A 24936-nucleotide genomic window follows, 5' to 3' on the forward strand; every position below is an offset into this window, starting at 1 on the left:
TCCTATTTGTTTTCGGCGATTTCCGCCTTGGGAACCTCGGTCACCTTGGCGCGTTCGATGATGAACTGCACCGCCTTGTCTTCCCGCATCTGGGCCATGAGGCTCTCCTTGGCCCTTTCGTTGGTCTTGTAAAGCTGCTCCACCTTCTCGATCGGCTGGCCGCTCTGTGCCGAGATCTGCTCGAGCTGGGCCTCGAACTCCTCCTCGGTCACCTGAACCCCTTCCTTGTCGGCGACGGCTTCGACGATGAGGGAGCCTTTCACCTGATCCTTGGCCACGCCGCGGAACTGGGCTTTGTAGGTATCGTCGGTCATCCCCATCATCTCCAGGGACATCCGCTGGGAGGCGAGGCGCTGCTTGGTGTTGTCCAGCATCATCTGCACCTGGCGATCCACCATGGCCTCGGGGACCTCAAGGTCGTTCTTCTGGACCAGAGCCCTGAAGACGCGCTCGCGCAGGTCGCCGGCGATGCGTGCCTCTTCCTGGGCCTGGTTCATCTCGGCCAGTTTCGCCTTCAAAAGGTCCAGGGTCTCGAACTCCTCGCCGAACTCCTTGGCGAAGTCGTCGTTCAGTTCAGGCAGTTCCTTGCTCTTGATCTCCTTGACGACGATCTCGAACTGAGCCGGCTTGCCAGCGAGCTCGGCGGAACCGTACCCCTCGGGGAAGGTAACCGTGATGGTGGTAGCCGCACCGGCGGTCAGGCCGACCATCTGCTCCTCGAAGCCCGGGATGAAACGGCCGGAGCCGAGCTCCAGCTGGAAGTCCTCAGCGGCCCCGCCTTCGAACGGAACGCCGTCCATGGAACCCTTGAAGTCGAAGGTCACGAAGTCGCCAAGCTTGGCGGCGTGCCCTTCCGGGGCGGGCGCCAACTGGGCCATGCGCTCCTGCATCTCCTTGAGACGGGCGTCGACCACGGCGGCATCGAGTTCGAGCTTCTCTTTCTGCACCTCGAGGTCGAGATACTCCTTGAGCTCCACCTTCGGGAACACCTCCACGGTAGCGGAGTACTTGAACGCTTCACCTTTCTTGAGGGGCTCGTTCTCAATCACCGGATAGGCGACCGCTTCGATCCCATGCTCGGCCACCGCCTTGAAGTAGGTGTCGCTGATGAGGTTTTTCACGACGTCCTCGGCCATCTTCTCGCCGTAATGCTTCTCTATCAGGCCCATCGGGACCTTGCCCTTGCGGAACCCTTTGATGGCGGCATGCTTCCTTATTTCGGCATAAGCCTTGTCGACTTCAGCAGAAACTTTGTCCGCCGGAATTTCGAAGTTCAGCTTCTTCTTGATGCTGTTGACCGATTCAACGTTGATCTGCATGAAAAGTCCTCTCTTTGTTCACTTTATATGGGCAGCCTTTCTGCCGTAACGCCTCGTGCATGGTTGTCTGGGGGGAGTTGTGGGACGGGTTCTGTCGGGGCATCCGCTAGAAAAGCTGCCTCCCCGGAAGGGGTATGGGCACCGGAGCTGTTCGCTTAGGGGCACGACAAGAGGGTAAAGTAGCAAAGGGGACGGGAACTTGTCAATATAGAAATGGTTTCGCTTTAATCGCTTAGCGGCAACGGCTTGCACCCCGATCACACCCCGAAAAAGGCGAAAGCCGCCCCCCTTTGCGTGGGGGGCGGCCATGAAGGAGCGTGCTAGTAGGCCTCGTGATCTGCGGCGACCGCCTCGGCGGTGACCCGTTCCCTGAAGAGCCGGTATACCCAGATCTTGTACAGGATGACGATCGGCACGAAGATGAAGGCGACCGTCGTCATTATCTTCAGCGTGTACTCGGAGGAGGAGCTGTTGTAGATGGTGAGGCTGTAAAGCGCATCCAGGCTCGACGGGATTAGGTTCGGGAAGAGCCCGATCACGCCGGTGCCGACCACGCCCAGGATCGTGACGCAGGAGGCGGCGAAGGCGGCAAGCGCGTTGCCGGCGCCTAGGAACATGCGCACCCCGACCAGCGCACCCACCGCGAGCAGCGGCACGACGAGGAACACCGGCGCCTTGAGGTAGTTGTCGTAGAGCTTGGTGGCGAAGTTCGTGTAGCCAAGGAACAGGACCGCTACGAGTAAAAGCGGCACCCACAAGGTCTTCGCGAGGCTCTCGGCACGACGGCTCAGATCCCCCGTACTCTTCACCGCGACATAGAGGGCGCCGTGCTCGACGAAGAGCATCACGAAGAGAAGCCCGCTCACGATGCCGTAGGGGTTCAGCAGGGCCAACAGCGAGCCATGGTAGCCGGCCTGGTCCATCGGAAGGCCGGAGAAGATGTTGCCGAAAGCAACGCCGAAAAGAAGCGCCGGTATGAAGCTGGAAATAATGATGGCCCAGTCCCAGCACCCCCTCCAGGCGGCCCCGTCTTCCTTGCTGCGAAACTCGAAGGAGACCCCGCGCACGATGAGCGCGAAGAGCAGGAGCAGTAGCGGCGTGTACAGGTAGCTGAACATGAGGGCGTAGGTGGTCGGAAACGCCGCGAAGGTCGCGCCGCCCGCCGTAATCAGCCAGACCTCGTTACCGTCCCACACCGGGCCGAAGCTGTTGATGATGACGCGGCGGTCGCTGTCGTTTTTACCGAGAACGCGGTGCAGCATTCCGGCGCCGAGCACGAAACCGTCGAGCATGAAGTAAACGGACCAAAGGACACCCCAAAGCACAAACCATACGATATGCAGATCCATTATTTCCCCCTAGTTTCCGAAAGCGCCGGTGGCGCGAACATGAGTTTCTTCAGGCCCTTTGCGGGCAAACTTGACCAGCAGGTATATGTCCACGAAGCCCAGCAGGCCGTAGAGGAGCGTGAATCCCGCCAGCGACCCAACCACCTGCGACATCTCTAGCGACTTGGAGACCGCGTCGGAGGTCTTCATCAGCCCGTAAACGATCCAGGGCTGCCTCCCGAGCTCGGAAACGATCCAGCCGAGTTGGTTCGCTATGTACGGAAGCGGGATGACCAGGACCAGCAGTTTCAGGAACAGGGGGTACTTCTCGAGGAGGCCGTTTTTAGCGAGGAAGAACGCGGCGGCAGCGACCACGATGAAGAAGGTGCCGAGCCCCACCATAAGGCGGAAGCTCAGAAAGACCGGGAGGACAGGCGGGCGCTCGTCCTTAGGGAAGGAGGTGATGCCGCGGATCTCCGCGTTCGTGTCGTGGAAAGCGAGGAAGCTCAAAAGCCCCGGGACCGGCAGCGCGGAGACAAGGTTGCACTCGTTCTTAGCGTCAGGGAAGGCGATCAGGTGCATGGGAGCGTTGTTACATGTGTTCCACACCGCCTCCATGGCGGCGAATTTGGCCGGCTGGGTTTTCGCGACGTCGGCAGCATGGAAGTCGCCGATGACCGCCACCATGATGGTGGCGAAGAGTGCAAAACCGGCGGCCATGGTGAAGGATGCCTTGAAGAACTCGCGGTTGCGTGCCTTGAGCAGGTGGTAGGCGGAGATGCCCATGACGAAGAAAGCAGCAACGGTGTAGCCAGAGACGATCTGGTGCCCGAACTTCAACAGGCCGAAGGGGTTGGTGATGAGAGCGAGAAAATCCACCATCTCGGCGCGGCCGTTCCTGAGCACGTACCCTACCGGGTGCTGCATCCAGCCGTTGGCGAGCAGGATCCAGAGACCGGAAAGATTCGTGGCAATCGCGACCATCCAGATCGAGAAGGCATGGAACCTCCTGCTGACCTTGTTCCAACCGAAAGCCCACACGCCGATGAAGACCGACTCCATGAAGAACGCCACGGTGGCCTCGATGGCCAAGGGCGCCCCGAAGATATCCCCCACGTAGCGGGAGTATTCGGCCCAGTTCATGCCGAACTGGAACTCCAGGGTGATGCCGGTCACCACGCCCAACGCGAAGTTGATCAGGAACAGCTTGCCCCAGAACTTGGCCATCCTCTTGTACATCTCATTGCCGCTCAAGACATAGCGGGTCTCGACCATAGCCACGAAGACCGAGAGACCGAGAGTCAGCGGGACGAAGATGAAGTGGAACATGCTGGTGACGGCAAACTGCAGCCTGCTCAGGGTTAGTACATCCATTTTTTCGCTCCTTTGATTAAATTGAAACTTTTGGCCCGTGGGGCCGGTTCAGCCGTTGTTGATATTAATGCTCACAAAAGACAAACAGGACCTTCTTTATCCTAATTGTTTACAAAAAAATTTAACCTTTGCAGTCAGGGCTGCGGGCGAGGGTATCGATGGTCACCGCGTCCAGAATGGAAACCACCTCGGTCTGCACCTGTTTCCATACGGCGTGGACGCGGCAGGGGCCGCCGCGGTCACAGGCGCTGCCCAGAAGGCAGCGGTTGGGCAGGATCGGCCCTTCGACCGCCTCGACCACCTCACGCAGGGTGATGGTGGACGCGGGACGGGCCAGAACAAAGCCGCCCCCGGTACCGCGTGAAGAGGAGACCAGACCAAGCTTCGCGAAGCTCTGGAATATCTTGGCCAGGAAAGTCTGCGGGACTTCCGCGGCGGCGGCGATCTCGCTGATAAGCGAAACCCGGCCCGGCGGCTGCTGGGCCAGATAGATGATGCCGCGGATTGCGTATTCTCCCTTTCGGGTTAGTTCCATCATAAAAAACACCTTTAGGACCAATTTGATCCCTTTTATAACGGACCGGCCAGGAGCTGTCAAGCCCAAAATCAGCAAGAAAAAAGGGGGGCCGCTTATGCGGTCCCCCTTCGCTGTTCTCTATCGGTTCAGTATCAGCCGAGGAGGCTGTTGAAGTTCCTTGCCCTGTTGGCCAGGATGGTCGGATCGAGCACCTCGCCGCAGCAGGTGCACTTCCAGGCGTCGAACGATCTCACGAAGTCGTAATATTTCTCGGCAAACATCCTACCTTTGCATTTAGGGCATTTCATAAGCCATACCTCCCAACAGAAAGTTGATTAAAGAACTTCATGTGGGTTCGTATATTTCACCTAACATGCCAAGAAGAGAAATATGAGGAAGTTGTAATACTGAGATTACTCCTTTTCGAAGGAACCTTTCGCAAAAAGGCCCGGTTGCAGCGCATTAAAAATATCTTTTGATTGCTGCTAGCTTGCCTTGGCCGATCCCAGGCACCCGCAGCAACCCTTCCACTGCGCCGAAAGCGCCATTTTCATGACGGTCTTCGATGATGCGTCGGGACAGCGCCGCCCCGATCCCCGTCAGCAGGGCCCATTCCTCCTCACTCAGCAGGTCCGGGTCCAGTGGTACGCCGAGGAGCATACGCTCCTTGATCGTCATCGCACTTAATAAAAACTTATACTTACCGGACCGATCACGGCTGATGGCAACGACATCCCCACTGGCAAGTTCGCGAGTGTCGGATCCTCTGACGCTCGCCGCAACCTCGGCGACGGGGAGCGTCATTTTAATGGCGGCGGCCGCAGCAACCCCCTTGGGGAAGCGATAGACGCCGGTACGCGGCAGGTCTCCAGTCAGGCGCACCGTCACAGTCTGCCCGGTGAAACGAGAAAAGGCCGCGTCCTCACCTTGCGGGGTGGGGATGCGGCCTTTGATGTAAAGCGGCAGGGTGAGGGCCAGGGCGAGACACCATAAGGCGAGTCGCTGGCTCCTCGGCATCATTTCTTGGGTGCCGCCGTCTCCTCGTCCTTGTGCAGCTTGAACTCGATCGCGTCGATGAGGGCCTGGTAGGAGGCCTCGATGACGTTGCTGGAGACGCCGACGGTCCCCCAGCGCCCTTCCTTGTCGCCGCTCTCGATGAGGACGCGGATCGAAGATGCGGTCCCCTGCCCCGCCGGGAGCACGCGAACCTTGTAGTCGTGCAGCTTCACGTCCTTGAGCTTCGGGTAGAACTTCTCGAGGGCCTTTCTGAGAGCGTTATCGAGGGCGTTCACCGGGCCGTGACCCTCGGATGCGGTGTGCTCGATCTTCCCGCCGACCTTGACCTTGATGGTAGCCTCGGAGATCGGCTGGTCGTCCTCGGTACGTTTCTCATCGATGACGCGGAAGCCGATCACGGAGAAGAACTTGCGGTGCGTGCCGAGGGCGCGCTTCATCAGGAGTTCGAAAGAGGCCTCCGCCCCCTCGAACTGGTAGCCGCGATTCTCCATCGCCTTGATGTCTTCCAGGATCTCGAGGGTCACCGGATCCTTGCTGTCCAGGTTGATGTTGAATTCGGTCGCCTTGGCGAGGATGTTGGCGCGCCCGGAGAGGTCGGAAACCAGCACGCGGGTCGTGTTTCCGACCAGTTCCGGCCGCATGTGCTCGTAGGTCTCCGGGTGGCGCTGGATGGCCGAGACGTGCACGCCCCCCTTGTGCGCGAAGGCGGAGTTGCCGACGTAAGGCTGGTGCTTGTCGGGAGCGAGGTTCGCCAGTTCGTAGACGTAGCGGGAGAGATCCCTGAGCGTCTTCATCTGCGCGTCGGAGATGCAGTCGCGCCGCATCTTCGCCTTGAGCGCCGGGATGATGGAGCAGAGGTTCGCATTACCGCAGCGCTCGCCGAAGCCGTTGATGGTCCCCTGCACCTGCACGATCCCCTGCTGGACCGAGATGATGGAGTTGGCCACGGCGCACTCGCCGTCGTTGTGAGCGTGGATGCCGAGCGGGGTGGTGATGACCTTTTTCACCTCCTCCACGATGCTCGCGATCTCGTACGGCATGGAGCCGCCGTTGGTGTCGCACAGGATGATGCAGTCGGCACCCGCCTGCTGGGCCGCCTGCAGCGTCTTCATGGCGTACTCGGGGTTGGACTTGTAGCCGTCGAAGAAGTGCTCGGCGTCGTAGAAGACCTCCGGCATGTTCTGCTTGAGGAACTCCAGCGAGTCGAAGATGAGCTCAAGGTTCTCCTCGAGCGGGATTCTGAGCGCCTCGTGTACGTGGAAGTCCCAGGTTTTGCCGAAGATGGTGGCGGCGTCGGACTTGGACTCCACCAGGGTGCGCAGGTTCTGGTCCTTATCTGGGGTGATCTTCGCGCGGCGGGTGGAGCCGAAGGCGGCGATCTTCGCCTGGATGAGCTTTTCCTTCCTGATGTCCTTGAAGAAGGCGACGTCCTTCGGGTTGCTGCCGGGCCATCCCCCCTCTATGTAGTGAATGCCGCACTCGTCCAGTTTGTGGGCGATGCGGATCTTGTCCTCGACCAGGAAAGAGATGTCCTCCGCCTGGGTGCCGTCCCTAAGCGTCGTATCGTAAAGTTTCACCAGACTCATATCACCACCTTTAAAGGCTGTTCTACGTTCTATGTTCTACGTTCTACGTTAACTGCAAAAGCTAACCCGCCTCCCGCAGTCAACACACGAATCGCCCAGCCCCACGCTCTATGTCCTACGCCTCCTCCAGGGGCAACGTAGAACATAGAACGTAGAACTTAGAACGGGTTCTTACTTCCCCGCCAGTCCGAAGGCGTCGTGCAGCACGCGGACGGCGAGCTCGGTGTATTTCGCGTCGACCACGACGGAGATCTTGATCTCGGAGGTGGAGATCATCTGGATGTTGATCCCTTCCTTCGCGAGCGCCTGGAACATGGTGGTGGCCACACCGGCGTGGCTCCTCATGCCGAGACCGACGATGGATACCTTGGTGACGCTCTCGTCGGAGAGAACTTCTTTCGCGTGGATCGCCGCGGCGGTCTCCTTGGTGATGGAAAGCGCCTTCTTGAAGTCGGCCTGGGGCACGGTGAAGGTGAAGTCGGTGGAACCGGCCTCGCTCACGTTCTGGACGATCATGTCGACGGAGATGTTGGCGTCGGAAAGCGGCGACAGGATCTGCGCTGCGATCCCGGGCTTGTCCGGCACCTGCATGACGGCGATCTTCACTTCATCCTTGGCGTAGGCGATACCCGAGACGAGCACTGCTTCCATTTCTTTATCCTCCTTGGTAACCATGGTTCCGAGATTTTCGTTGAAGCTCGAGCGGACGTGGACGTCGACGTTGTACTTGCTGGCGAACTCGACGGAGCGAATCTGCAGCACCTTCGCTCCGAGGCTTGCCAACTCCAGCATCTCCTCGTAGGAGATGCGCTCGATCTTTTTAGCGTCCTTGCAGATGTTGGGGTCGGTGGTGTAGACGCCGTCCACGTCGGTGAAGATCTCGCAGACGTCGGCTTTCAGCGCCGCGGCGAGCGCCACAGCGGAGGTGTCCGAGCCGCCGCGCCCCAAGGTGGTGACGTTGCCGAACTCGTCTACGCCCTGGAAACCAGCGACGATCAGGATGGTCCCCTCTTTCAGATCGGCGCGCATCTTCTTGTCGTCGATGCTCTCGATGCGGGCCTTGCTGTAGGAGGTATCGGTGAGGACGGGGACCTGGAAACCGAGGTAGGACTTCGCCTTGTACCCCATGGCTTTCAGGCACATGGCCAGAAGGGCGATGGAGACCTGCTCCCCCGCCGCGACGAGGACGTCGTATTCACGGGTGTCCGGGAATTCGCAGACCTCGTTGGCAAGCGCAACCAGCTTATTGGTTTCACCTGCCATGGCGGAGACAACTACCACCATGTCGTTGCCGGCGTCGTAGGTTTTTGCCACCCTCTTGGCGACGTTGCGAATTCGTTCGACGGAACCCATCGAGGTGCCGCCGTACTTTTGGACAACCAAAGCCATGTCAGTCCTCCTTGTACTATATGCTGTTGATCCGCCTGGAACCTTCACTCCTGGCGATAGGAAACACTTTATTAGCAAGTTTACTGTGCCCGGTCAAAACATTTTTTTAAACAATCAGGGCCAAGACAGCCTTATGAGCACTTTTTGCCCCCTTCTCTGTTTACAACAAAAAGAAACGCCCCTTCCGGAACTGGAAGAGGCGTCTTCTGACTTAATCTCGCTCCCCTGCTGAGAGAGCGCGGACGATGGCCTGCGACCTGGGGCCTGAGCCCTCGAAGCTGACGCTGCGCTCCTCGTCCCCCTCGTGGCTCAGCGTCACGGTGAGGACGTCGTCGGGCATCTCACCGTCCAGGCGCTCGGCCCATTCCACGACGCAGGCGCCGTCGCCGGAGAAATACTCCTCGAAACCGAGCGCGTCGACGTCGTGTGCCCCCTCGAGACGGTAGAGGTCGAAGTGATACAGGGGGAGCCTCCCCGCGTAGATGTTCAAGATGGTGTAGGTCGGGCTCGTTACCGGCGTCTCCGGGTCGACCTCGAGCCCTCGGGCGATCCCCTTTGCGAACTGGGTTTTGCCCGCACCGAGCTCACCGGTCAGGGCGATGAAGTCGCCGGGGGCAAGCAGCCGCCCGAGCCTCTCCCCCAGCTGCACCGTCTCGTCACTGCATTTGGTCCGCACAAAAGACATCGACACTACCCTATCATGGTGCGCACCATGTCGATGCGCCCGATGATACCGACCACGCGACGCCCCTCGACCACCGGGACGGCCTGCACCTTCTTGTTGGTCATCAGTTCGGCCACCTCGGAAACCGGCGACTCCGGCCCCACGGTGAGCACCTCCTGCGAGAAGATGTCCGAGACGGTCTGCCCGGTCATCTTCTGCAGCTCCTTCTCGAAACGCTTGTCGCTCTCCAGGTAGATGACCCAATCGAAGATGGAGATGACGGTCGGTATGTGCAGCGGTTTGTCACGCTCGATGAGGTCGCTTTCGGACACGATGCCGATCAAGAGCCCCTCGTTGTCCACCACCGGGACGCTGGAAATGCGGCGCTCGGCGAAGAGCTTGGCAAGATCTCTCACCGTGGTGTCGCGGCCTACGGTAACCACGTCTTTGGTCATGATCTCTTTTGCTTTCATCATGGTCATTCTCCCTGTGATGTGTTGTCGGTATCTAAGACGTGATGAGTGCCGCGCGTCCGGGCGATCCGGTCCATCGCGGCGGGAAGCGCCTCCTGCACGTCGGTGGCGCACATCCCCTGGCTGCCTCGGGTCTCGAGCAGCAGGTCGGCAGCGAAGCCGTGGACGAAGGCGCCGAGCCGGCAGGCGGTGAAGGGGTCGTATCCCTGGCCGATGAGGGCAGCGACTACGCCGGTCAAGACATCCCCCATGCCGCCGCTCGCCATACCGGGGTTGCCGCTGCCGTTCACGGCGATGCGGCCGTCGGGGGCGGCTATGATGCTGCGTGCTCCCTTCAGGATCAGGTGCACCTGGTATCTGGTCGCGAAGTCGCGGGCGCAGCCGATACGGTCCTCCTCCACCTCGGGGACCGAGCCGTTAATAAGGCGTGCCATCTCGCCTGGGTGCGGCGTGAGCACCGTGATCAGGCCCTTTCTCTTGAGTAAAATGGACGGGTCGGGCGCCACTGCGTTCAGGGCATCGGCGTCGAGCACGATGGGCTGCCTGAGCGCGGCCAGAAGCGAATGAACCAGGTAAACCGTGGAAGGAGCCGTCCCGAGACCGGGACCGAGGGCGACGACGTCGCGGACCGCCGCCGCAGCGGCGATTTCCGGGAGCGCCCCGGCCTGAAGGTAACCCTTTGCCCCCGGGCCGAGCGGGATGGTCATCGCCTCGGTGGTCTTCGCCTCCAGGATCGGGTGCAAAAGTGCCGGGACCGCGAGGGTGACGAGTCCAGCCCCGGCGCGCAGCGCGCTGTTCGCGGCCATGGCCGCGGCACCGGTCTTGCCGGTGCTCCCGGCGACGACGAGGGTGTGGCCGCCGGTCCCCTTGTGTGCGGTTGCCGGGCGCGGCCTGAAGAGGAGGGCGGCGCTCGGAAGATCGGTGAACTCGACCCCTTCGGCCTCGGCAACCACGGCGTCCGGCATGCCGATGTCGGCGACGACGAGTCGGCCGCATAGTTCCGCACCGGGGTTCAGGATGTTGCCCAGCTTAGGCAGTGCAAAGGTGACGGTAAGGTCGGCGCGCACCGCGCGCCCGAGCACTTTCCCGGTGGCCGAGTCGACGCCGGAGGGGATGTCCACGGCGATCACAGGAACCCCGGCTGCGTTGATCGCGTCGATCGCCTCGCCGTAGATGCCGGAGACTTCGCTCTTCATCCCGGTGCCGAGCAGGGCGTCGACGATCACCGTCGCCCCCTCGAAAAGTTCCCGCTCCCCCGCTATTCCTTGCGGCACGCTCTTCACCACGCCGGAACTAAGGCGCGCAAGGTTCGCCGCGGCATCCCCGGCGATCGCCTCGGGGGCGGCAAGTAGCAGCACCGGAGCGTCCCACCCGCGTTCCGACAGAAGGCGCGAGACGACGAAACCGTCGCCGCCGTTGTTCCCCTTCCCCGCCACGATCACGGCACGCTTCCCGGTACCGGCGCCGAAGGTCTCCACGATGGCGTCGGCACAACCGCGACCGGCACGCTCCATGAGGTCGAGCCCCGGGATGCCGAACTCGCCGATCGCCCTCTTATCCATAAGCTGCATGACCTGACCGCTCACGACTTTCATCTAGCGCTCCAGCACCACGAAGGCGACGGCACAGCCGGCGTCATGGGAAAGGGAGAGAAAGCAGCCGGCAAGCCCCTCCTGCCGGTAAAGCTCCTCGGCCCGCCCGGTCAGCTTAAGCTCAGGCTTACCGAGGGGATCGTTCACCACCTCCATGTCCTTCCAGGAAAGCCCGTCACGCAGCCCGGTACCGAGAGCCTTCAGGAAGGCCTCTTTTGCCGCAAAACGCAGGGCGTAGTGCTGGGCGCAGTTCTTTTTCACCGAGCAGTAATCGATCTCCCGCTGGGTGAACAGTCTCTGGAACAGTCCGTCGTTGCCCTCTCTCAAGAACTTTTCGAAGCGGGCGATTTCAACGATGTCAACGCCGGTGCCGTAAATCAAGAAAACTCCCGTTTATTGCTTTGCTGTCTGCCGCTGATACTGCCGAACTTGCGGCTTAGTTCATACTATACCACTCAGTTGGCACCGTCGCCCGCAGCCGTTGCTGTCAGCGACTCACGCCACTCACGCATCACGCCGTCCAGATCCAACCCGTAGTCGGAAAGAGCTTTGGCGACGGCCTCTTCGATGCCCGCGCGCTCACCCAGATACTTGAGCAACTGCTGCATGGCGTACCAGCCGTAGCGCTGCACCATGAACGACGCCATGGCATGGCTTTGCTGGTAGGCGAGCCACGCCTCCTTTCCCCCCATCCCGGCAAAGCCGCGGGAGAGGGACGTAAGCGGCAGCACGTGTTTCCCTTGTACGGCGCCGAATCGGGGGAGCGGCGGGGCGAACTCCTTGCGCCCCTCCATTTCGGCGAGACCTTCGTTCAGCCAGGTGGGGATGTTGCCGTGGGTAAGCTCCGCGACGAGGACGTGGGTGAACTCGTGAAAGATGATGGCGCGCAGTTGCGGCGTCACCCGGGTGAGCCCACCAACCGGCAAGCGGATCTTGCCGTCGTAGAGCCCTCCGGACCAGTCCGGCCCGGTGGTCACGCTGCTGTAGTCCTTCTTCGTGTAGAGCAGGACCGGAATACGCGTGGTAGGAAAGACGCCGAGGTCGGCGCCCACCGCGTTGTAGGCGCTCTCGAGCGCGTCCAGCACCTCGGCGGAGAGCCCCGGCGGCAACTCGGCGTCGTAGGAGAGGTCGAACATCGAGCTGTACCCCTTGTCCATACGCGACTCGACGGGGAGCTCGCGCTCCGCCTTGCCGATCAGGGTCTCGAGCGTCTTGTTGCCGGGGTCCTTCCCCTTAGCCCGCCGCCACACCTCGAGCGCGCCGGGGAGGTCGCCGGTGTCGTAGCTGATCTTCCCAAGATAGATGAGCGGCTCGCTCCCCTCCCCGGCCTGCAAAAGCTCCTCGCGGGCCGCCGCGTAATCCTTGCCGAGGTAAAGCGCGATGCCGCGCATGAGTCCCAGTTCGGCACTTGCCGGGAGGAGTTCGTGCGCCTGTCCGAAGTGTTCGGCGGCGGCGGAGAAATGCCCTGACTGCAGGTCGCGCTTGGCGATTTCGGTGTAGGTGAAGGCAAGTTTGCGCCGCACCCCTTCGTCGTAAGGAAAGAGCGAGGTGGCGGCCTTCAGTTCGTCGACCGCTTGGGCTAGGTCCCCCCTGGCGATCATCTGGTCGGCCTTGGCGCTCAGGGCGAGCGGGTCGGCGGCCAGGGCCGGACCGGCGTAAAGCAGAAAGGCAACGAGGAGCGGGGGGATCTTAGGCATGCGGCTGGTCCGGGACGGGTTCCCCGACCGGAGCCGCCGCTTCGGAGCGTGCCGGGGCCGGACGTCGCGCCTCCCGGATGCTTGCGGCGATGCCGGCGGCGTCGAGCCGGTAGGCGGACTTCAGCTCGGCCTGCTCCCCCTGCTCGACGAAACGGTCGGGGTAGCCAAGGCGCAGCACCTTAACGCCGGTGACACCGCGCTCCTCGAGGAGCTCAAGGACGGCGGTGCCGAAGCCCCCCTGCGCCACGTTGTCCTCGAGGGTGACCAGGAAACCGGTCTCGGCGAGCGAGAGGATGAGGTCGGCATCGAGCGGCTTTACGAAGCGGGCGTTCATGACGGAGAGTTCGATCCCGTCAGCGGCAAGAGCTGCCGCCGCTTCGCGGGCCGGCTGCACCATGGTGCCGACGGCGATGATGGCGCCGTCCTTCCCCTTCTCGAGGAGTTCACCGCGACCGATGGGGAGCGGCTTGAGGATCTGGTCCATCGGAACGCCGAGGCCGTTGCCGCGCGGGTAGCGCAGCGCCGCTGGGCCGGGAAGGGAGAGCGCGGTCACCAGCATGTGCTGCAGCTCGTTCTCGTCCTTCGGCGCCATGATGGTGAGCCCCGGTACCGCACGCAGGTAGGAAAGGTCGAAGACGCCGTGATGGGTGGGGCCGTCGTTGCCCACCACGCCGGCGCGGTCGATGGCGAAGGTGACCGGGAGATCCTGCAGGCAAACATCGTGGAAGAGCTGGTCGTAGCCGCGCTGCAAGAACGAAGAGTAGAGTGCGACCACCGGACGGAACCCTTCCGCGGCGAGGCCGGCGGCGAAGGTGATGGCATGCTGTTCGGCGATACCCACGTCGAAGAAACGGTCCGGGAACTCCCTGGCGAAGGGGGTGAGCCCGGTGCCGTCCGGCATGGCCGCGGTGATGGCGACGATGCGGTCATCCTCGTGGGCGAGCCTTTTCACCGTCTCACCGAAGACGCCGGTGTAGGAGGCGGCGCCCCCCTTCCCTTTCAGCACCTTGCCGGTCTTTAAGTCGAAGGGGCCGACGCCGTGGAAAAGCGACGGGTTCGCCTCGGCCGGGGGATACCCCTTCCCCTTCCTGGTGAGGACGTGGATGAGCACCGCGTCGTCGAAGCGCTTAACGTTCTCGAGCGTCTCAAGGAGTTTCGGGATGTCGTGCCCGTCGATGGGGCCTATGTACTCGAAGCCGAAGGCCTCGAAAAGCATGCCTGGGGTGAACAGGGTCTTAAGCGACTCCTCGGCGCGCTTGGCGATCTTCAAAACGGAGCGCCCGAACATGGGAACACCCTCGAGGAAGGCCTCCAGGTCCTTCTTGGCCCGGTGCACGTACTCGCTGGTGATGGTGCGCGAAAGCAGGTTCGACAGGGCGCCTACGTTCTCCGAGATGGACATCTCGTTGTCGTTCAGGATGACCACCAGATCCTTGTTCAGCTCGCCCGCGTGATTCAGCGCCTCGAAAGCGAGGCCGCCGGTCATGGCGCCGTCACCGATCACGGTGAGTACCTTGTTGTGCTCCTTCTTCAGGTCGCGCGCCACGGCGAAGCCTACGCCGGCCGATATCGAGGTCGAGGAGTGCCCGACGTCGAAGCTGTCGTGCGGCGACTCGCAACGCTTGGGAAAGCCGCTGATTCCGCCCAGGGTCCGCAGCGTGCTGAAGCGTTCCTTCCTGCCGGTAAGCAGCTTGTGGGCGTAGGCCTGGTGCCCCACGTCCCAGACGATCTTGTCCTTAGGGGAGTCGAAGACGCGGTGCAGCGCGATGGTGAGCTCGACGACGCCGAGACTCGGCGCGACATGGCCGCCGTTTGCGGCGCAGGTCTCGATGATGCGGGCACGCAGTTCCTCGGCGAGCGTCTCCAGCTCGCGCAGGGAAAGCGCTTTCAGCTGACTGGGTTCGGTGATGCCGTCGAGGATACCTGCCATTTACGATTTCCTTTTTACGATGTACGAGGCGATGGCCCGTAAGGGCTCGGCGCGGTCGTCGAAGATGGCGAGGGCGTCGAGCGCGATTTGTACCAGTTCCTGGGCGCGCGCCTTCGAGGCCTCGAGCCCCATGAGGGCGGGATAGGTCGCCTTGCCGCGGGCCTGGTCGCTGCCTGCGTCCTTGCCGAGTTCCTCGGTGGTCCCTTCCACGTCCAGGATGTCGTCGGCGATCTGGAAGGCGAGGCCGATGGCGTCGGCGTAGCGGGTGAGCGCCTTGAACTGCTCCTCGCTCGCCCCACCCATGATGGCGCCGGAGCGGACCGAGGCGCGGATCAGGGCGCCGGTTTTGTGGGTGTGGATGTAGGAGAGCGTGGCCATGTCGACGTCGTGGCGCCCCTCGCTTTCCATGTCGACCACCTGGCCGCCGACCATGCCGCGCGAACCGGCGGCGACGGCGATCTCCTGGATCACCCTGAGGCGCGCCGCGGGGTCCCCACCCTGTCCCTCGCCAGAGAGGAGGATGAAGGCCTCGGTCAGGAGGGCGTCACCCGCCAGGATGGCGGTCGCCTCGCCGTAGACCTTGTGGTTGGTCGGGTTGCCCCGGCGGAAGTCGTCGTTGTCCATGGCGGGAAGATCGTCGTGGATCAGCGAGTAGGTGTGGATCATCTCCATGGCGCAGGCCGCGGGCATCACCGCGTCGGGTGAGCCGCCGACCGCCTCGCATGCGGCGAGCATGAGGACGGGGCGAACGCGCTTGCCACCGGCGAAAACCGAGTAGCGCATCGAGCCGTGCAGCGAGGAGGGGAGTTCGGTGGCGGCGGGGAGAAAGCGCTCCAGCGCCTGGTCGACCAGCTGGCATTTCTGCTTCAGGTATTCCTTGAGATCCATTCAGGCTTCCTTGTATTCCAGAATCCCCCTCCTGCGGGAGGGGGTTAGGGGGAGGGGAAAGGAAATTTACTCTTCCTCTTCAAAAGGCCTTGTGGTGAGGCTGCCGTCGCGCTGCTTCACGAGAAGCTCGACGCGGCGCTCGGCCTCGTTCAGCTTCTTGCTGCAGAAGGCGGAATATTTCACCCCTTCCTCGAAGGCCTTCAGCGAGTCCTCGAGGGAAAGTTCTCCCCCTTCCAGCTTCTTCACGACGTCTTCAAGCTTCTTGAGCGCGGTCTCGAACTTTTCTACGGCCATGCCATCCCTCGTGCTGCTTGCTGCCGCGGCGCCAATGAGGACGACGGCCGCGCTATATAATGAAAAAGTGATCGCCTATTATACCGATCGTTGAATAACCGTCAAGGATTCACTATCCGCGGGTTTCCTCCACGGTGCAGAGCGCGCTGCCAGCGGCGAGGGAGAGTTCGAGCCTGTCGCCCGGGGCGATCTGGTGGTGCGAGGTGACCACGGCGCGCCCGGGCAGCTTCCTGGCGATGCTGTAGCCCCGGGAAAGGGTGGCAAGGGGCGAGACGGCGTTGAGCGTACCGGTGGCGAGCCCGACACTCTCGGCGGCGCAGGCGAGGCGCCTGGTCATGGCGTGGTCGAGGCGCAGCGTGAGGGTGGAGAGGCGCTCCGCGTTCTGTCCGAGGATGAGTGCCGGACTCTGGCGGGCGAGCCGCGCAGCGAGGGAGACGATCCGCTCGGAGGCATCGTCGAGGATGAGCCCCGCCTCCCGCACGAGCCTCGCGTCCAGCGAGTCGACCCGCTGGGCGAGGTGGCCAAGGATGCGGCTCGGGTCAGTGACGGCGCGGGAAAGGGCGACGACCTGGGCGCGGGCGCGTTCCAGCCGGCGTGACTGGGCCACCGCGAGACGGTGCGTGAGCCCTTCCACCTCGGCGGTCAGTTCGTTCTTGCTTCTTACCACCAGTTCGGCGGCGGCGGAGGGGGTCGCGGCGCGCAGGTCGGCGACGAAGTCTGCGATGGTGAAGTCGATCTCGTGCCCCACGGCCGATATAACCGGAACGGCGGAGCGGTGGATCGCCCGCGCCACCACCTCCTCGTTGAAGGCCCAGAGGTCCTCGAGGGACCCGCCGCCGCGCCCGACGATCATGACGTCGACGTTCCCGACACGGTTCAGATCGGCAATGGCCGCGGCGATCTCCTGCGCCGCCCCTTCCCCCTGAACGCGGACCGGCGCAATGAGAAGCTCCACGTTGGCGAAGCGGCGCGAGAGCACGGTGAGGATGTCGCGGATAGCGGCGCCGGTGGGGGAAGTGACCACGCCGATCCTGCGCGGCAGCTTGGGGATCTCGCGCTTGTGGAGCTCCAAGAAGAGCCCCTCCTTGGCAAGACGCTCCTTCAGCTGGATGAAGGCCATCTGCAGCGCACCGATCCCCTGCGGCTCCATGGCGTCCACCGAGAGCTGGTACTCGCCGCGCGGTTCAAAAAGGGTCATCCGGCCGCGCAGGACAACGCGCATCCCGTCGCGGGGGGTGAACTTTAAAGTACGGAAGGCGCCGCGGAACATCACGCAGCGGATCTGGGCGCCGGGGTCCTTGAGGGTGAAGTAGCAGTGGCCGGACTGCGGGCAGGCGATGTTGGAGATTTCCCCCTCGACCCATACCTGGTCGAAGTTCTCCTCCAAAAGGCCGCGCACCAGCGCCGTCAACGCGCTTACCGTGAGGACCCGCCGTTCTTTGAAGAGCTGCATCTAGCCTCCCGAATCTTCCTTCACGCTGAAACTCCTCACCGTGCTGAAGGTTGCAGCCGTTTTTATCACGCGGCGCGCGCCACTGTCAAACCGGTTGACCGTCCCCGCGTCTCGATGTTAGTATGCGCGCCATGAAAAATTACCCTTATGTAATAACCGTTTCCTCGGAAAAAGGGGGGGTAGGCAAGACCACGCTGGCCACCAACCTCGCGATCTTTTTGAAGGCACTGGACGAGAACCTTCCGGTCTCCATCTTCTCCTTCGACAACCATTTCACCATCGACAAGATGTTTTCCATCAAGGGGCAGAAGTTGAACGGCTCCGTCGCCGACCTGCTGCTGGAGACCCGCGGGCGTGACCTCCTGCACACCGGGCAGTACGGGGTCAATTACATCCCCTCCTCGACCGCGCTCCCCGAGTTGCGCGGCTCGCTCAAGGGACCGATGGTGCTTGCGCGCCTGCTCGCCATGTCGGAGATCCCGGGTGTGCTCATCGTCGACACCCGACCGGACCTCGACGTGATGACCCAAAACGCGCTCTACGCGGCGGACCGGGTGCTGGTTCCGATCAAGGACATGGCCAGCATGGACAACTGCCGCAACATCTTCGAGCTCTTCGACAAGCGGGGGCTCGACAGGAAGAGCCTCTCCCTCATCCCCTGCCTCATCGACGAGCGCATCAAGTTCGAGGGGATGTTCAAGGACCAGAAGACCCTTTTGAAGGCGTTTGCCATCAATCGCGGCTTCCGCTGCTCCGACATCTTCATCTCGAAAAGTCCGAAGGTCGAGAGCCTCAACACCAACCCGGAAGGAAAGATCTACCCAATTCTCACCCACGGTCGAGGTACCGACGTCTACGGCCAGTTCGCCGCCCTCGGTCAGTGGTGCACCAAGGAGTATTACGAAACGGAAGAACCGCGCGCCATGCTCTACGACAAGTGGCAGCACGAGGAGAACAAGCGCAAGAAGGAAGAGTATTTCGGCAGGCTTTCGGGGCTTAAGAGTCAGTGCCTTGTCTGCGGCAAGGAACTCGGGCAGGATTCGCAGGTCTCCTACTACTGCGAGAGTTCCGACGGGGCGGCGAGCGGCTACATGGAGGCCGACTGCTTCACCGGCTTCCTGATCTCGACCATTTTCAAGATCGAGAAGCAACTGCCGGCCGACGATCCGACCAGGCAGATGATCCACCAGACCGCCCTGGAGTCGGTGTTCGTGCTGAATCCGGGTATCGGCGACGAGGCAGGGACCATCGATTTCCACCGCTTCGACCTTGCCGGCGGCGAATTATTGAAGAAGAAATACCCGATGGCCCGCGCGCCGGAGCGCGACGGATTTTCCGGGATCATGCAGGAGACCCTGGCCGGGTACGGCGGGGAGCTGCGCGACGCGTTTTTGATGGTTCACCCGGTAAGCGGCGACAACCCCGCTTCCATCCTGGTGGACGAGAAGTACCGCGAGGTTTCGCGACTGAAGAAGAGGATCGCAGGACAGCTGTAAGGCAGGTTCTACGTTCTATGTTCTAAGTTCTACGTTAACGGCAAAAAGCTGTTGCTTGAAAGGCTTGTAACTTAGAACGTAGAACCTAGAACGTAGAACGGCCGTTAAGAAGCCAGCTCCGAAGCGTGGACGAAGGTGATACCGCTTCGGGCAAGTTCGGGCATATAGAGCTTCAGGGCTCGCATGGTCGCAGGGTGCGGATGACAGATAGCTATCGCCGCACCCTTTTTTCTTGCTATGGCCGCGGCTTGGGCTAGCTGCCTGCCGATCGCCGCCTCATCCTGCACGTTGTCCAAAAACACCTGGCGCGCCGCACACTTCATCCCCATGGCCTTCGCCTCCCGGTACCCCACCGAAGCGGGACTGGTCTTGCTGTCGACGAAGAATACCCCCTTCTCTTTCAACACCTGCAAAACCACCCTCATCTTCCCGGCATCCTGGGTGAAGCGCGATCCCATGTGGTTGTTGGCACCTACGGCATGGGGGACAGTGCGGAAATACCCCCTCACCAGTCCGGCGACTTCTTCGTCGTCCATCGATACCAGCACCCCAACCGATTCCATCTTCTGCTTCGGGTACCCCTCGGGCTCCATCGGCATGTGCACCATCACCTGGGCACCGGCAGCGTGCGCCCCCTCGGCCACGTCTTTTGCATGGGCTAGGCTCGGAATCACCGAGTAGGTAAGCGGCTGACCGATCGACTGCAGGGTCTTCAACTCCTGCAGGTTCGTCCCCATGTCGTCGATGATGATGGCCAGACGCCCAGGACCGTGCGCTTTCGGCAACGCAGACGGGTGCTGCTTAAGGGCGGGGGTGGCCGCTGCAGTGGACATCTTCTGCTGCACGGGTGCCGCCCGCTCCGGTAACGGCAGGTGTTTCGGAGCGGAAACTGATGGTTTCGGCGGGGGAGCCACCGGCGGCGCCGGTTTCTTGAACCACTCGAGCAACAAAAAGGTTAGGCCGATGAGAACGGCTACCGCCAGAAGTGCAAAAAGCGGCCTGCGTCCGCCGCCGGAAGAAGATTTTCGCCTGTTTACCGCCCTGCCCTTTTTCGCCACAACTACCTCCGCCAGACCTGATAGGGGCCGGCATCCAAACTGATTTCAACGCCCGATGTTTTAATGTGAGATAGCATGACGCGCTGTGACATTGCAAATGATTTGCACGGGGATTAGACAGAGGAAGGGGAGAGGAAGCGGGCAACGAGGCCGATCAGTTCATCACGTAAGGTAACGGGAAATTCCCGGCCACTATACCGGGCACGGTAATGTCTTCGTCGAGTTTTTCCCATCTAAGAGCGAAACCATTCAGCCTGATGGTCACTTCTTTCAACTCCTCATCGGTTGCCTGTGCCAATAAAGGGAAACGATTGGCGGGAAAACCTATGATCCTGCCGTCGGTGAGTTCCACAAAAACGGTGCGGCTCTCAGCCCAGGCCCTGATTGCTGCGGGTTCCACCGCTTCGTTATCTGCGCTTGTGGATTTCATGAAACTTCTCCTCAAACAGTTCCTTGTTACGGTAAACCAGCCTCTCGATGTCTCTCAACACCAGCGGGCTGATCCCCTTGTTGCTCGCCAGCCGTATCGGGTTCAACCAAAACTTACACTCACCGTCCGGCGTTTCCACATGGATGTGAGGCGGCTCTCTCCCCTCGTCCGAGTAGAAGTGAAATCGGTACGTGCCACTTCTCATAACAGTTGGCATAACCACCTCCCGCTAAGGCATGGACACCGGAGCACTATAGCCGAGCCTGCAAATTGTGTCAAATTATCAACATCTTCTCGCGTTTCCTGGGTATCAAGAGAGGCCGGACCCGCGGCTCTTGCTTGGGCAGTCACAAATATATTGATTACAAAAAGAAGAGTAGGTATAAAAGTTCCCGCAGTGATTAACCGGAGGAGCCATGTTGATGCAATGGAACGACGATCTGAACATAGGTGTGCTTGAGATAGATATCCAGCACAAGCTTCTTTTTGACAAGTTCAACGCTTTTGCCGACGCCTACCAGTCCCGGCAGAGTACCGACGAGATCATGAGGATGTTCTGGTTCCTCGAAGCGTACGCCGTCACCCACTTCAAAGACGAAGAGAAGCTGATGCAGCAGGTGCGCTACCCCGACTTCGACAAGCACCGCGCCAAGCACGTGGCGTTTGTGGAAGAGGTCAACAAGCTCAAAGAGCGCCTCAAAGTGGAAGGACTCACCGCCCCCCTCGTCACGACGATGACCGGTTTCATCACCAATTGGCTCATCGACCACATCTCAACCATGGACCGCGCCATCGGCCGCTTCGTACAGAATTCTTCACAGCTTCCCACGCGCTGATTCTCACGCCTTCGGGCGCTGCTGGGTCGGCCGGGTGCTCAATTCCATATTTCAAATGACAGGCAAATCCCCCCGCCCCCCCTTCGCCAAGGGGGGAACGTCAGGCCAGATACGGCCTTTTTTTTGGACGGCAATTCATAGCCGCGCTCCCCACTATCAGAATGAATGCACCTTTTCTTGACCTGAATCATACGTTTTTGAGCCGTTGGTGCTACCATGGGCTTAACAGCAGATGGCTCACACAACGTCTGAACCGGCCGCCCTTGTCAGCGGCCAAGGAGCGACACCATGGAAAAAGAGACTCAGGAAACCACAATGACTGAAACCGTAGGCTCAGTGGTCGCAAAAGACTTCCGCACCGCCGAGGTCCTCGAAAAATACGGCATCGACTTCTGCTGCGGCGGAAACGTCCCGCTGACGCAGGCATGCAGGGAAAAAGGCATAGATATCGAGGCGCTGCGCAGCGAGCTCGAAGAGGTGGCCGTCCGTCCGCAGGACCGCAGCCAGAACTTCGACGCCTGGGAGCTCCCCTTCCTCGCCGACTACATCAAGAACCAGCATCACAGCTACCTCAAGGAGAACATCCCTACCATCGCAGCCTATGCCGACAAGATCGCCCAGGTACACGGGGAAAACCACCCCGAGGTCGTGATGATCGCGCAGATCTTCAGGAAGGTCGCCATGGACATGGCTCAGCACCTTAAAAGCGAAGAGGAGCAGCTTTTCCCGGCCATCAAACGGCTGACGGAACTGCACGAGCAGGGCGCGTCGCCGGCCGGCGACGAGATTACGAAGCTGAAGGCGGTACTCGCCGAACTGGGGCACGAGCACGACGAGGTCGGCGCGGCGGTGCACGAGATACGCCGGCTCGCCAGGAACTACACCGTCCCCGACGACGTCTGCAATACCTTCATGGTCACTTACGAGAAGCTGAAGGAGTTCGAGGACGACCTGCACAAGCACGTGCACCTGGAAAACAACATCCTCTTCCCGAAGGCCGCGAAGCTCTGAGGAAGCCCAATCTCCCGTGAGGCTGCATGCTACGGAACTGATTGAATTAAAGGAGCAACCATGACGATCATAGTGACTTTCTTCGCGCTCTCCTGGCTGGGTATGGCGGCGGTTTCGCTCTGCCCTTTGAGGCGGCGAAAGGATTAAGAAGAAGCCAGCAGTACCCACATGAGGCGCCCCTGCCGGGGAGCCATAGCATCACACAACACCCCGAAGCGGACATCCCCAGTCCTTTCGGGGTGTTGTTTTTCCTCCACGGTTGACTTCCCCATCCCCCACGATATTCTTCTGCTGTTCGATCATTAGAATATTCAAAGAAATCTCAAAACCAACAAACAGGAGGGGTGGTATGACCGGGAAAACAGCTCGTCTGATCTTCTGGCTGGGGACGCTTTCCTCCGCCGCGATCTTCCTCTGGCAGACCTACGATTTCCACAAGCAGACTCCGAAGTTCACCCACACCGACAAATTGACCGAGCAGGTCGTGGCAGGCAAGAAAGTCTGGCACAAGTACAACTGCAACGACTGCCACACCATCCTTGGCTTCGGCGGCTACTACGCGCCGGACATGACCAAGGCTTTCTACCGCCTGGGCGAGAACAACATCGCCTCGATAGTGCAGCACCCGGAGGTGATGTACAAAAACTCCTTCCGGAAGATGCCCCAGCTCGGCGTCACCGAAACGGAGACGAAGCAACTGGTCACCTTCCTGCGCTGGGTCGGCGATATCGAAAACCGCCACTGGCCGCCCCAGGACGAGAAGTTCGTGGAAGCGTACAAGCTGCGCGAGTCCCAGCCGCAGAAGCTCGACAAGGTGCACCTCATCCTGCAGGCATGCGGCGGGTGTCACACCTTCGAGAACCAGGGGCGCAACGTGGGCGGCGACCTGACCGCCATCGCCAACCGGATCAACTACGATCGCCAGACCCTGATCAACTACATGATCAACCCGCAATCGGTGCGGCCGGGGGTCGCCATGCCGCCGCAGGACGTCTCGCCGCAGACAGCCGGGATCATCGCCGACTTCATCCTGAGCCTTAAGTCGACCAAGGAGGTGAGCAAATGATGCTGATCGAATACCAAAGCCAGCGGGTGTCGCTGTGGTACTTCCGTCTTGCCCTGGTGCTTTTCATCCTGCAGGTGATCCTCGGGCTCTGGCTCTCCATCAACTACGCCTTCACGCTGCCGCAGGAACTGGTCAACGTCTTCCCGTTCTCCACCGCCCGGGCGCTGCACACAAACCTCCTGGTCGCCTGGATGCTGCTCGGCTTCATGGGAGGAACCTACTACATCCTTCCACCCGAGTGTTCCAGGGATCTCTTCAGTGAAAAAATCGCCTACCTGCAACTCATCATCTTTGTCGGCGCGGCGGTCACAGCGGTGGTGGGCTTTCTCTTCGGATGGACGCAAGGCAAGCCACTCCTGGAAATCCCCCTCCCCTTGGACTGGGTCATCGTGGTCGCGGCGCTCATGTTCATCGCAAACGTCGCCATGACCATCATAAAAGCCGAGGTCCGCACGGCGCTGCAGTGGATGCTCTTGGGCGGGGTCACCTTCCTGGCGCTCATGTACCTCTTCGGCATGCCCTTCTACCAGAACCTGAACACGGATTATTACTACTGGTGGTGGGTGATCCATCTCTGGGTGGAGGGGGCATGGGAGGTGGTGACGGCATCGATCGTCGCCTACATCATCATGAGGGTTACCGGGGTGGATCGGAAAGTGGTGGAGAAATGGCTCTACGTGGAAACCGGACTCTTCCTCTTCACCGGCATCGTCGGCACGGGCCATCACTACTACTGGATCGGTGCGCCTGACTACTGGATTTGGTGGGGCGGCATCTTCAGCGCCCTCGAGCCGCTTCCCATCGTGCTCATGGTGGTGGACACCTGGATGCACGTGCGTGAGCGCAAAAACCCGATCGTGAACCCGCTCACCTGGTATTACATCATAGGACTGGCCATCTATCACCTCGTCGGGGCCGGTCTTTGGGGCTTCATGCACACGCTGCCGCCGATCAACTACTACACCCACGGCAGCCAGGTCACCGTCTCGCACGGCCACTTAGCCTTCTTCGGCGCCTACGCCCTTTTGAACCTCACCATCTTCTACTTCGCCATGCCGCGCCTCAAAGGGATCAACAAGTATGACGACCGGCTGGGCAAGTGGGGCTTCTGGATCACCACCATCGGGATGTTCATCCTGGGGCTCGTCTTCGGGATCGCGGGGATCCTGCAGACCTACCTGGAACGCTTCCTGGATATCGGTTACAGCACGGCGCACCTAACCATGATGTTCTGGTTCCGGGTCGCCTTCGGTGTCGGCCTCGTCTTCCTGGCCGGTGTCGTCATCACCGTCTACCACCTCTTCACCATCAGGCCCTCCAACCTGCCCGCGCCAGAGCAGGTGGTCGCTCCGGCAGCCGACATCTAGCAGAGGGGAATAAAGAAGGGGACCCTGCAAACAGCAAGGTCCCCTTCCTTCGTTCACACCAGTAAAGTCGGGCGAATAAAAAAAAGGCGCCAGGTCTGAGAGGACCTGGCGCAGAGACTAAGGAGCTACCTACTTCTTTTTCTGTTGTACC

The 24936-nt window shown here is 61.1% G+C and carries 25 protein-coding genes; 5 read left to right on the top strand and 20 right to left on the bottom strand.

Features of this window, described 5'->3' with window-relative positions; genetic code table 11:
• Positions 1–2 precede the first annotated feature (2 nt).
• From tig to xseA, 17 genes are all read right to left on the bottom strand, one after another.
• Positions 3–1319 carry a trigger factor gene (tig, locus tag E4633_RS17930; RefSeq protein WP_135872280.1) on the bottom strand — a complete coding sequence of 439 codons (1317 nt, stop codon included), beginning with the start codon at positions 1317–1319 and terminating at the stop codon, positions 3–5.
• A 320-nt stretch (positions 1320–1639) separates the two neighbouring features.
• A complete protein-coding gene (gene cydB / locus E4633_RS17935; protein WP_135872282.1) occupies positions 1640–2668 on the bottom strand; it encodes a cytochrome d ubiquinol oxidase subunit II in 1029 nt (342 codons plus the stop codon).
• Between the two features lie 9 nt (positions 2669–2677).
• A complete protein-coding gene (locus E4633_RS17940) occupies positions 2678–4021 on the bottom strand; it encodes a cytochrome ubiquinol oxidase subunit I (RefSeq protein WP_135872284.1) in 1344 nt (447 codons plus the stop codon).
• 121 nt (positions 4022–4142) lie between these two features.
• On the bottom strand, positions 4143–4559 hold the full coding sequence (locus E4633_RS17945) for an RrF2 family transcriptional regulator (RefSeq protein ID WP_135872286.1): 417 nt from the start codon (positions 4557–4559) through the stop codon (positions 4143–4145).
• 131 nt (positions 4560–4690) lie between these two features.
• Positions 4691–4846: a hypothetical protein gene (locus E4633_RS20645; protein WP_012529698.1), complete on the bottom strand. Its 156-nt coding sequence runs from the start codon at positions 4844–4846 to the stop codon at positions 4691–4693.
• Between the two features lie 154 nt (positions 4847–5000).
• Positions 5001–5558 (bottom strand): ComEA family DNA-binding protein, encoded by a 558-nt coding sequence (locus tag E4633_RS17955; protein ID WP_135872288.1) that lies wholly within the window; start codon positions 5556–5558, stop codon positions 5001–5003.
• A complete protein-coding gene (gene cimA / locus E4633_RS17960; RefSeq protein ID WP_135872290.1) occupies positions 5555–7141 on the bottom strand; it encodes a citramalate synthase in 1587 nt (528 codons plus the stop codon). The genes E4633_RS17955 and cimA overlap by 4 nt, the downstream gene beginning before the upstream one ends.
• Positions 7142–7312: 171 nt before the next feature.
• Positions 7313–8530: an aspartate kinase gene (locus tag E4633_RS17965; protein WP_135872292.1), complete on the bottom strand. Its 1218-nt coding sequence runs from the start codon at positions 8528–8530 to the stop codon at positions 7313–7315.
• A gap of 211 nt (positions 8531–8741) precedes the next feature.
• Positions 8742–9215, bottom strand: a complete 474-nt coding sequence (gene tsaE / locus E4633_RS17970; protein ID WP_135872294.1) for a tRNA (adenosine(37)-N6)-threonylcarbamoyltransferase complex ATPase subunit type 1 TsaE — start codon at positions 9213–9215, stop codon at positions 8742–8744.
• A 5-nt stretch (positions 9216–9220) separates the two neighbouring features.
• The gene (locus E4633_RS17975; protein WP_135872296.1) at positions 9221–9670 is read right to left on the bottom strand and encodes a CBS domain-containing protein; all 450 of its coding nucleotides are present in this window, start codon (positions 9668–9670) and stop codon (positions 9221–9223) included.
• 2 nt (positions 9671–9672) lie between these two features.
• Positions 9673–11262 (bottom strand): NAD(P)H-hydrate dehydratase, encoded by a 1590-nt coding sequence (locus tag E4633_RS17980; protein ID WP_135872298.1) that lies wholly within the window; start codon positions 11260–11262, stop codon positions 9673–9675.
• Complete coding sequence (locus E4633_RS17985) at positions 11263–11640, bottom strand: holo-[acyl-carrier-protein] synthase (protein ID WP_135872300.1); 378 nt, start codon at positions 11638–11640, stop codon at positions 11263–11265.
• A 74-nt stretch (positions 11641–11714) separates the two neighbouring features.
• On the bottom strand, positions 11715–12956 hold the full coding sequence (locus E4633_RS17990) for a peptidase MA family metallohydrolase (protein ID WP_135872302.1): 1242 nt from the start codon (positions 12954–12956) through the stop codon (positions 11715–11717).
• Positions 12949–14886 carry a 1-deoxy-D-xylulose-5-phosphate synthase gene (gene dxs / locus E4633_RS17995; RefSeq protein ID WP_246038212.1) on the bottom strand — a complete coding sequence of 646 codons (1938 nt, stop codon included), beginning with the start codon at positions 14884–14886 and terminating at the stop codon, positions 12949–12951. Before dxs ends, E4633_RS17990 begins: the two co-directional genes overlap by 8 nt.
• On the bottom strand, positions 14887–15774 hold the full coding sequence (locus E4633_RS18000) for a polyprenyl synthetase family protein (RefSeq protein ID WP_135872304.1): 888 nt from the start codon (positions 15772–15774) through the stop codon (positions 14887–14889).
• A 66-nt stretch (positions 15775–15840) separates the two neighbouring features.
• Positions 15841–16068, bottom strand: a complete 228-nt coding sequence (locus E4633_RS18005; protein WP_129127463.1) for an exodeoxyribonuclease VII small subunit — start codon at positions 16066–16068, stop codon at positions 15841–15843.
• Positions 16069–16180: 112 nt separating this feature from the next.
• Positions 16181–17521 (bottom strand): exodeoxyribonuclease VII large subunit, encoded by a 1341-nt coding sequence (gene xseA, locus E4633_RS18010; RefSeq protein WP_162605026.1) that lies wholly within the window; start codon positions 17519–17521, stop codon positions 16181–16183.
• Positions 17522–17643: 122 nt separating this feature from the next.
• On the opposite strand from xseA, the gene E4633_RS18015 reads away from it, so the two are divergent.
• Positions 17644–19017 (top strand): ParA family protein, encoded by a 1374-nt coding sequence (locus E4633_RS18015; RefSeq protein ID WP_135872306.1) that lies wholly within the window; start codon positions 17644–17646, stop codon positions 19015–19017.
• 104 nt (positions 19018–19121) lie between these two features.
• Here E4633_RS18015 and E4633_RS18020 read toward each other — a convergent pair whose 3' ends face one another.
• From E4633_RS18020 to E4633_RS18030, 3 genes are all read right to left on the bottom strand, one after another.
• Complete coding sequence (locus E4633_RS18020) at positions 19122–20075, bottom strand: divergent polysaccharide deacetylase family protein (RefSeq protein WP_135872308.1); 954 nt, start codon at positions 20073–20075, stop codon at positions 19122–19124.
• A 154-nt stretch (positions 20076–20229) separates the two neighbouring features.
• On the bottom strand, positions 20230–20505 hold the full coding sequence (locus tag E4633_RS18025; RefSeq protein WP_135872311.1) for a DUF2442 domain-containing protein: 276 nt from the start codon (positions 20503–20505) through the stop codon (positions 20230–20232).
• Positions 20483–20722: a DUF4160 domain-containing protein gene (locus tag E4633_RS18030; protein WP_135872312.1), complete on the bottom strand. Its 240-nt coding sequence runs from the start codon at positions 20720–20722 to the stop codon at positions 20483–20485. The genes E4633_RS18025 and E4633_RS18030 overlap by 23 nt, the downstream gene beginning before the upstream one ends.
• 199 nt (positions 20723–20921) lie before the next feature.
• Between E4633_RS18030 and E4633_RS18035 the strand changes: the two genes are divergently transcribed.
• From E4633_RS18035 to E4633_RS18055, 4 genes are all read left to right on the top strand, one after another.
• A complete protein-coding gene (locus E4633_RS18035) occupies positions 20922–21341 on the top strand; it encodes a bacteriohemerythrin (RefSeq protein ID WP_135872314.1) in 420 nt (139 codons plus the stop codon).
• 315 nt (positions 21342–21656) lie between these two features.
• A complete protein-coding gene (gene ric, locus E4633_RS18040; protein WP_407925466.1) occupies positions 21657–22352 on the top strand; it encodes an iron-sulfur cluster repair di-iron protein in 696 nt (231 codons plus the stop codon).
• A gap of 349 nt (positions 22353–22701) precedes the next feature.
• The gene (locus E4633_RS18050) at positions 22702–23418 is read left to right on the top strand and encodes a c-type cytochrome (RefSeq protein ID WP_135872318.1); all 717 of its coding nucleotides are present in this window, start codon (positions 22702–22704) and stop codon (positions 23416–23418) included.
• Complete coding sequence (locus E4633_RS18055; RefSeq protein ID WP_135872320.1) at positions 23415–24785, top strand: cbb3-type cytochrome c oxidase subunit I; 1371 nt, start codon at positions 23415–23417, stop codon at positions 24783–24785. Before E4633_RS18050 ends, E4633_RS18055 begins: the two co-directional genes overlap by 4 nt.
• Positions 24786–24936 lie beyond the last annotated feature (151 nt).

The organism is Geomonas terrae, assembly GCF_004791675.1.
GTDB lineage: Bacteria > Desulfobacterota > Desulfuromonadia > Geobacterales > Geobacteraceae > Geomonas > Geomonas edaphica.

What these genes read in the sequence shown, in the direction of transcription:
- tig (WP_135872280.1), bottom strand. Translation starts at nt 1,319, where the DNA reads ATGCAGATCAACGTTGAATCGGTCAACAGCATCAAGAAGAAGCTGAAC.
- cydB (WP_135872282.1), bottom strand. Translation starts at nt 2,668, where the DNA reads ATGGATCTGCATATCGTATGGTTTGTGCTTTGGGGTGTCCTTTGGTCC.
- E4633_RS17940 (WP_135872284.1), bottom strand. Translation starts at nt 4,021, where the DNA reads ATGGATGTACTAACCCTGAGCAGGCTGCAGTTTGCCGTCACCAGCATG.
- E4633_RS17945 (WP_135872286.1), bottom strand. Translation starts at nt 4,559, where the DNA reads ATGATGGAACTAACCCGAAAGGGAGAATACGCAATCCGCGGCATCATC.
- E4633_RS20645 (WP_012529698.1), bottom strand. Translation starts at nt 4,846, where the DNA reads ATGAAATGCCCTAAATGCAAAGGTAGGATGTTTGCCGAGAAATATTAC.
- E4633_RS17955 (WP_135872288.1), bottom strand. Translation starts at nt 5,558, where the DNA reads ATGATGCCGAGGAGCCAGCGACTCGCCTTATGGTGTCTCGCCCTGGCC.
- cimA (WP_135872290.1), bottom strand. Translation starts at nt 7,141, where the DNA reads ATGAGTCTGGTGAAACTTTACGATACGACGCTTAGGGACGGCACCCAG.
- E4633_RS17965 (WP_135872292.1), bottom strand. Translation starts at nt 8,530, where the DNA reads ATGGCTTTGGTTGTCCAAAAGTACGGCGGCACCTCGATGGGTTCCGTC.
- tsaE (WP_135872294.1), bottom strand. Translation starts at nt 9,215, where the DNA reads ATGTCTTTTGTGCGGACCAAATGCAGTGACGAGACGGTGCAGCTGGGG.
- E4633_RS17975 (WP_135872296.1), bottom strand. Translation starts at nt 9,670, where the DNA reads ATGATGAAAGCAAAAGAGATCATGACCAAAGACGTGGTTACCGTAGGC.
- E4633_RS17980 (WP_135872298.1), bottom strand. Translation starts at nt 11,262, where the DNA reads ATGAAAGTCGTGAGCGGTCAGGTCATGCAGCTTATGGATAAGAGGGCG.
- E4633_RS17990 (WP_135872302.1), bottom strand. Translation starts at nt 12,956, where the DNA reads ATGCCTAAGATCCCCCCGCTCCTCGTTGCCTTTCTGCTTTACGCCGGT.
- dxs (WP_246038212.1), bottom strand. Translation starts at nt 14,886, where the DNA reads ATGGCAGGTATCCTCGACGGCATCACCGAACCCAGTCAGCTGAAAGCG.
- E4633_RS18000 (WP_135872304.1), bottom strand. Translation starts at nt 15,774, where the DNA reads ATGGATCTCAAGGAATACCTGAAGCAGAAATGCCAGCTGGTCGACCAG.
- E4633_RS18005 (WP_129127463.1), bottom strand. Translation starts at nt 16,068, where the DNA reads ATGGCCGTAGAAAAGTTCGAGACCGCGCTCAAGAAGCTTGAAGACGTC.
- xseA (WP_162605026.1), bottom strand. Translation starts at nt 17,521, where the DNA reads ATGCAGCTCTTCAAAGAACGGCGGGTCCTCACGGTAAGCGCGTTGACG.
- E4633_RS18015 (WP_135872306.1), top strand. Translation starts at nt 17,644, where the DNA reads ATGCGCGCCATGAAAAATTACCCTTATGTAATAACCGTTTCCTCGGAA.
- E4633_RS18025 (WP_135872311.1), bottom strand. Translation starts at nt 20,505, where the DNA reads ATGAAATCCACAAGCGCAGATAACGAAGCGGTGGAACCCGCAGCAATC.
- E4633_RS18030 (WP_135872312.1), bottom strand. Translation starts at nt 20,722, where the DNA reads ATGCCAACTGTTATGAGAAGTGGCACGTACCGATTTCACTTCTACTCG.
- E4633_RS18035 (WP_135872314.1), top strand. Translation starts at nt 20,922, where the DNA reads ATGTTGATGCAATGGAACGACGATCTGAACATAGGTGTGCTTGAGATA.
- ric (WP_407925466.1), top strand. Translation starts at nt 21,657, where the DNA reads ATGACTGAAACCGTAGGCTCAGTGGTCGCAAAAGACTTCCGCACCGCC.
- E4633_RS18050 (WP_135872318.1), top strand. Translation starts at nt 22,702, where the DNA reads ATGACCGGGAAAACAGCTCGTCTGATCTTCTGGCTGGGGACGCTTTCC.
- E4633_RS18055 (WP_135872320.1), top strand. Translation starts at nt 23,415, where the DNA reads ATGATGCTGATCGAATACCAAAGCCAGCGGGTGTCGCTGTGGTACTTC.